The sequence below is a fragment of the Kutzneria sp. 744 genome (assembly GCF_000568255.1).
Classification (GTDB): domain Bacteria; phylum Actinomycetota; class Actinomycetes; order Mycobacteriales; family Pseudonocardiaceae; genus Kutzneria.
The window spans coordinates 10,248,241-10,253,834 of sequence record NZ_KK037166.1 but is presented as its reverse complement, the minus strand read 5'-3'; the positions used below and the strand labels follow the sequence as shown (position 1 = coordinate 10,253,834).

General features: G+C 73.4%; 6 protein-coding genes and 1 pseudogene. 6 read left to right on the top strand and 1 reads right to left on the bottom strand.

Translation table 11 applies throughout. The annotated features are described in order from the left end of the window. The 6 genes and pseudogenes from KUTG_RS46640 to KUTG_RS62540 form a co-directional block, all read left to right on the top strand. Nucleotides 1-937 (top strand): NAD(P)/FAD-dependent oxidoreductase (locus KUTG_RS46640; RefSeq protein ID WP_052396244.1); only part of this gene is annotated, 937 nt, incomplete at its 5' end. Then, nucleotides 934-2,256: a cytochrome P450 gene (locus KUTG_RS46635; protein ID WP_043726346.1), complete on the top strand. Its 1,323-nt coding sequence runs from the start codon at nt 934-936 to the stop codon at nt 2,254-2,256. The genes KUTG_RS46640 and KUTG_RS46635, both read left to right, overlap by 4 nt. A gap of 25 nt (nt 2,257-2,281) precedes the next feature. Next, nucleotides 2,282-3,223 carry a diacylglycerol/lipid kinase family protein gene (locus tag KUTG_RS46630; protein WP_157495279.1) on the top strand — a complete coding sequence of 314 codons (942 nt, stop codon included), beginning with the start codon at nt 2,282-2,284 and terminating at the stop codon, nt 3,221-3,223. Beyond that, nucleotides 3,220-3,729: a flavin reductase family protein gene (locus KUTG_RS46625; protein ID WP_052396242.1), complete on the top strand. Its 510-nt coding sequence runs from the start codon at nt 3,220-3,222 to the stop codon at nt 3,727-3,729. Before KUTG_RS46630 ends, KUTG_RS46625 begins: the two co-directional genes overlap by 4 nt. Before the next feature lie 64 nt (nt 3,730-3,793). Continuing rightward, nucleotides 3,794-4,477, top strand: a pseudogene (locus KUTG_RS66810) (MmgE/PrpD family protein); the annotation flags it as partial. Nucleotides 4,478-4,862: 385 nt separating this feature from the next. Further along, entirely contained in the window at nt 4,863-5,288 is a 426-nt protein-coding gene (locus tag KUTG_RS62540; RefSeq protein ID WP_052396240.1) for a hypothetical protein, read from the top strand. On the opposite strand, the gene KUTG_RS62535 is transcribed toward KUTG_RS62540, so the two are convergent. After that, a partial coding sequence (locus KUTG_RS62535) for a helix-turn-helix domain-containing protein (RefSeq protein ID WP_232241306.1) occupies nt 5,278-5,594 on the bottom strand: 317 nt, incomplete at its 5' end. The genes KUTG_RS62540 and KUTG_RS62535 overlap by 11 nt on opposite strands.

The window sequence follows — 5,594 nt, the reverse complement described above, 5'->3', positions numbered from 1 at the left end:
TGGCCAGCTGGTCGTCGCTCCGGACGAGGCGGCGGCCCAGGCTCAGCAGCGTGAAGCCGACGCTGCCCTCGCGCTCGGTCTGCCGATTTCCCTTGTCCCGCAGGGTGAATTGCCCACCTTCGCGCAGGGGTATCTCGGCGCGCTGCGGTACGAGCCGGCCGCGACACTGGATCCGGCCGCGCTGACCGGGCAGCTGGCCCGGATCGCCGAGCAGCGCGGTGTGACGATCCACGAGCGGAGCCCGGTCCGCGAGATCCGGCGAGGTCTGGTGACGACCGTGCGCACCGACGACGCGGAGCTGTCGGCCGACCGGGTCGTGGTGGCGCTCAACGCTTACGGCGGCATCCCGGGCACACCCGCCGGGGTGTTCGGGGTGCGGGTGCAGGCCGGCGTCACCGGCAAGCTGTCGCCGGCCGCGCTGGCCGCGGTGGAGAGTCTGCGCACCGACACCGTGATCGAGCACGGCGAGCTTTCCCCGTACTTCCGGCTCACGTCGGACGATCGGATCGTGGTCGGCGGCGGAGTCGTGCGCCGCGGCGCCCACGGTTCGCTCGCACCGTCGCCAGGCCGGCTGCGCGCCGCTGTGCGGGCACTGGCCCCGGAACTGTCCGATGTGGACATCGAGTCGGCGTGGGCCGGGCCGATCGGCATGACGCGGGACGGGCTTCCGCTGCTGGGCAACGATTCCCGTGATCCAGGGCTCTTCAACGTCGGCGGCTGCAACGGGCACGGCCTGGCGGTGTCGGTGGCCAACGGCGCGCACGTGGCGCGCTGGATCGCCACCGGCCGCAAGGACCACCTGTCCTTCGCGCTGCCCTGGCTGCGACCGAAGGCGCCGTGGCTGCCGCGCGGCGGCCTGGCCGGCCGGGCGCTCGACGGCTACCTGGCCTGGCTGTCCGCCGGGCAGTCCGACCGACCGAGGGAGAGGCTGTCATGAGGGCCGCCGCGAACACCACCAGCCCGCCCCGGACCGACGGCCTGCCGCCCGGGCCGTCGACCTCGCCGGCCGTGCAGACGTTCCACTACTGGCGCGAGCGCCAGCGCTACATGCCGCAGATGTTCGACCAGTTCGGCGACATCGTGACGCTGCGGCTGATCCCGCACGGCCCGTTCGTCATCCTGCGCGACCCCGAGCACATCCGCGAGGTGTTCCGCGGCGCGCCGGAGATCTTTCACGGCGGCAAGGGAAACTGGAACCTGCTGCCGATCGTCGGCCGCAACTCGCTGCTGACGCTGGACGCGCCCGAGCACAAGCCCGAGCGCAAGCGGATGATGCCGCCGTTCCACCACGACCGCATCGCCGGGCTGGTGGCCACCATGCGCCGCATCGCCGAGGACGAGGCGCGGCGCTGGCCGGTGGATCGCCCGTTCCGGTTCCTGGACCGCTCCTACGCGCTGACGCTGGAGATCATCGTCAAGGCGGTGTTGGGCGTGGACGACCCGGAGCGGGCGCTGGCCATGAGCGAGGCGCTGCACAAGGTCGCCGACATGAACCTGACCGGCATCCTGGTGCTGATCCGACCCGGGCTGGGCAAGTACTGGCCGTGGCGCAACGTCGTGCGCAACCTGGAGCATGCCGATCGCCTGATCTACCAGGAGATCGCGCTGCGCCGCCAGGACCCGGACCGGGCCGGGCGCACCGACGTGCTGTCGATGCTGCTGGAGGACCCGGACGCCGACGACCGGGACGTGCGTGACGAGGTCATGACGCTGCTGATGGCCGGGCACGAGACGACCGCGGTCGGGCTGGCCTGGCTGTTCGAGCGGCTGCTGCGCCATCCCGAGGCGCACGCGCGGTTGCGCCGTGGCCTCGACGATCCCAAGGACCCGTACCGCACCGCGGTGTTCAAGGAGGCGCTGCGGGTGCGGCCGGTGATCCAGAACGTGGCCCGGCGGCTGACCGAGCCCATCGAGCTGGCCGGCTACCAGCTGCCGGCGGGCGCGACCGTGGTGCCGGCGATCGGCGTGGTCGGTCGGGACGAGCGCTGGTGGGACGCCGACGCCGCGGCGTTCCGGCCGGAGCGCTGGCTGGACGGGAACCCGTCCGCGCAGGCGTGGCTGCCGTTCGGCGGGGGCGTGCGCCGGTGCATCGGCGCGATGTTCGCCCAGGTGGAGATCGAGACCGTGGTCGCGGCGATCCTACGCACGGTGGCGATCGAGGCGGTCGACCCGGCCGACGAGGACGACCGGATGCACCACATCACGATGATCCCCAAGCAGGGCACGCGCATGCGTGTCGTGCGCCGTCTCGGCTGAACTGCTCACGAGAGGTCTGAACCAGATGAACCCACGTCTGCGAGTCACCGCGATCGTGAACCCGGCGGCGGGCGGCGACGGCGCGAAGGCGGTGGCAGCGCTGGCCGCCGTCGGCACGGCGACGCTGGACACCGTGGAGACCACGGCCGCGGGCGACGCCACGGACCTCGCCTTCAAGCTGGCCGTCGGCGAGAACCCGCCAGACGTCATCACGGGCGTCGGCGGCGACGGCACGATCTGCGAGGTCGTCACCGGCCTGCACCGGGCCCGCGAGGCCGGCGCGGCCGTGCCGCCGCTGCTGGTCGCGCCGGCCGGCACCGGCAACTCCACCTACCGCGGGCTGTGGGACGACGCGCCGTGGGAGACCGTGGCCGCGACCGCGCTGCGCGGCGAGGCCGTGGTCCGCCACCTCGATCTGGCCCGCGTCGAGCAGACCGGTCATGTCGTCGTGCTGGGTTCGGGCAGCGGCCTGTTCGCGGAGAGCCTGCTGGCCCGGCTCGGCCGGCCGGAGACCGGGCGGGAGCTGCTGATCGCCGCCTCACTGGCCGCGATGCAGAGCCACGTGCCGTATGCCGGCCGCGTCACGGTCGACGGCGAGGTGATCTACGAGGGCGGCATCGTGGAGACCATCGCCGGCGGTTTCCCCTACCGCGGCGGCGTTCTGCACCTCGTGCCGGAGTCCATTGTGGACGACGGGTTGCTCGACATCACGGTGATCCCGGCGTCGGTGGAGCTGATGGACTTCGGCCAGGCGGCCGTCGGGCGCACGCTGTACCAGCTGCCCGGCGTGTGCTGGGGCCGCGGCGAGCGGATCACCGTGGAGCGCCTCGACGGGCAGCCGGTGCTGTACGAGCACGACGGCGAGGTCATGCCCGCCACCGGCCCGGCCTACGACCTGACCGCGCTGCCCGCCGCGCTGGCCGTGCTCACCCCGGCTGAGGCCCCGACCTGGTTCGGTCGGCGATGACCGCCACCCTGGACCCGACGCTGGCCGAGGCCTGCCGCGAGTACTACCGGAAGCTGACGGCCGGGGTCGCCGTGGTCACCGCCTGCGGCCCCTCGGGCTGGTCTGGCACGACCGTGAGCACGGTGACCAGCGTGTCCCTGCGGCCGCCGATTCTGTTGTGCTGCATGACCTTGGACTCCCGCACGCTCACCGCCATCCGCCATGCCGGCTGCTTCGCCGTGCATCTGCTGGCCGACGACCAGCCCGACCTGGCCGACCGCTTCTCCCGCTCCCCCAGCGACAGCACGCGCTTCGCCGACCTGGGCTACGAAGTCCGGTTGGTGGACGGCCGCCCCGTGATCAGCGGCGCGCTCGCGGTGGCCTGGTGCGAACTGCACGACAGCACCCAGGTCGGCGACCACCAGGTGGTCTACGGGCGGGTGTCCGGGGTGCGGATCGGCCGGGGCCGGCCGCTGGCCTGGCACGACCGGGCGTACCAGGCGCTCGTGCCGGGCGGCCACCGGTGACGGCGAAGCAGTCCACGCCCCGGCCCGGCGAACTGAACCGGACCGACGTCCCCGGAGGACACCGGTGACCACAACCCAATCCCCCACCCGATCCCAGCTGCTGGCCGCCTGGGCGCGTGAGCTGACCTGGGCCGATGTGCCGGAACGGACCCGGGCGGCGGCGCGGAGCCAGGTCGTGTCGAATCTCGCGGCGGTGCGGGCTTCGCTGCGGCTGCCGGTCGGGCGGGCGCTGGTCGCCGCCTACGGGCCGCCGACGCAGGAGGACCCGACCCGTGCCGCGCAAGTGCTGGCGGCGCTGGCCACGGCGATCGACTTCGACGAAGTCGCCTACTCCGGACACATCTCGGCCGGAGCGGTGAACGTCGCCATCGCTGAGGCCCGCCACGGCGGGCTCGACGGCGAAGGGCTGCTGACCGCGGCCGTGGCGGCCAATGAGTGCGCGGCGCGGATCTCCGCGGCGACCATCCTCAGCCCGTTCTTCCGCGGCCAGACCAACACTCACACCCACCTGGCCAGCGCGGCGGTCGCACGGCTGCACGCTAGGCGCGCGCCGGCCGAGCAGTGGACGTCCGCGCTGGGCCTGGCTCTCGGCATCGTGCCGGTGCCGCTGCACCACGGCGTCGTGACCAGCGATCTGAAGGCGCTCAGCGCGTCGGGCCCAGTAAGGCTGGCGCTGGACGCCTGCGACGCGGCCGCGGCCGGGCTCACCGGTTCGGAGTCGATCATCGAGGCGCCGGAGGGCCTGCTCGCGCAGCTGTCCGTGGTGCCGGTGCCGGAGGCGGTCACGCTCGGCCTCGGCCGCCGCTGGCACACGGACACGTTGACCTACAAGCGTTTCCCGGGCAGCGCGTACCTGCACGCGGCCTTCGACTGCGCCGAGCGGTTGCACCGGACCCATGGGCCGCTGGACGCCTCGCGGGTTCAGAAGATCGTCGTCCACGCCTCGCTGCTGACCTGGCAGCTGGAGCGCAAAACACAAAGCCGTTCCTCGCCGGCCACGGCACCCCGACCGCGGCGGAGAAAGCTCTCCGTCGGCTACGGCGTGGCGTGCTTGCTGCTCAAGGGAAGTTTCGGACAAAGACCTGGCGCCAGCGGCGCTGGCCGACGAGGCGCGGTGGGATCTGGCGGCGAAGGTGACCGTCGCCCACGACTGGGACGTCTCGGTGCGGATGGCGCAGGCGACCTCCCCGCTGGGCGAGGCCTTGCGTCAGGCCGGCGACCGCGCGTTGAAACTGCCGGAGCTGCTGGCCTGGGCCGGCGACGACGCGGCGGCGGTGCTGGCCGCGCTCGGCCCGCCGCAGGAGTCGTTCGCCGAAGCCACGATGGCCATCGGCGCCCGGGTGGAGCTGGAGCTGGCCGACGGGTCGGCCGCGACGGAGTCGTGCGCGGCGCCGATCGGCTCGGCCGGCCCGGACACCCGCCGGGACCACCGGGCGATCGTCCGGGCGAAGTTCCTCGCCACCGGCGGCCCGGCCGGGGTGCTGGACGACCTGGAGCGGCTCGACCGGCTCGACCCGGACCGGACCCGGCGACTGATCACCGCCGCGGTCACCGGCTGACCGGCGTCCCGTGCTCGGAGTCGACCTGCGCGATGAGGTGGCCCAGCCGGACGCGGGTGGTGATGGACAGCTTCCGGAAGATGCGCCGCAGGTGGAAGTTCACGGTGTGCGGCGAGATGCCGAGGTGGGTGGCGACCTGGCGGTTGGTCAGCCCCCGGGCGACCAGCCGCGCGATCTCGTCCTCCCGCTCGGAGAGCTCCTCGAGCGGGGTGCGCGGGACAGACGGCTTCGCCGGGTCGTGGCACGGGGCGGTCCGGGCCGCGCCCACGTCCAGCACCGAACGCGGGCACAGGGGCTGGCCCTCGA

Excerpts from the sequence above, each read along its gene's own strand:
- KUTG_RS46635 (WP_043726346.1), top strand. The coding sequence starts at position 934 with ATGAGGGCCGCCGCGAACACCACCAGCCCGCCCCGGACCGACGGCCTG.
- KUTG_RS46630 (WP_157495279.1), top strand. The coding sequence starts at position 2,282 with ATGAACCCACGTCTGCGAGTCACCGCGATCGTGAACCCGGCGGCGGGC.
- KUTG_RS46625 (WP_052396242.1), top strand. The coding sequence starts at position 3,220 with ATGACCGCCACCCTGGACCCGACGCTGGCCGAGGCCTGCCGCGAGTAC.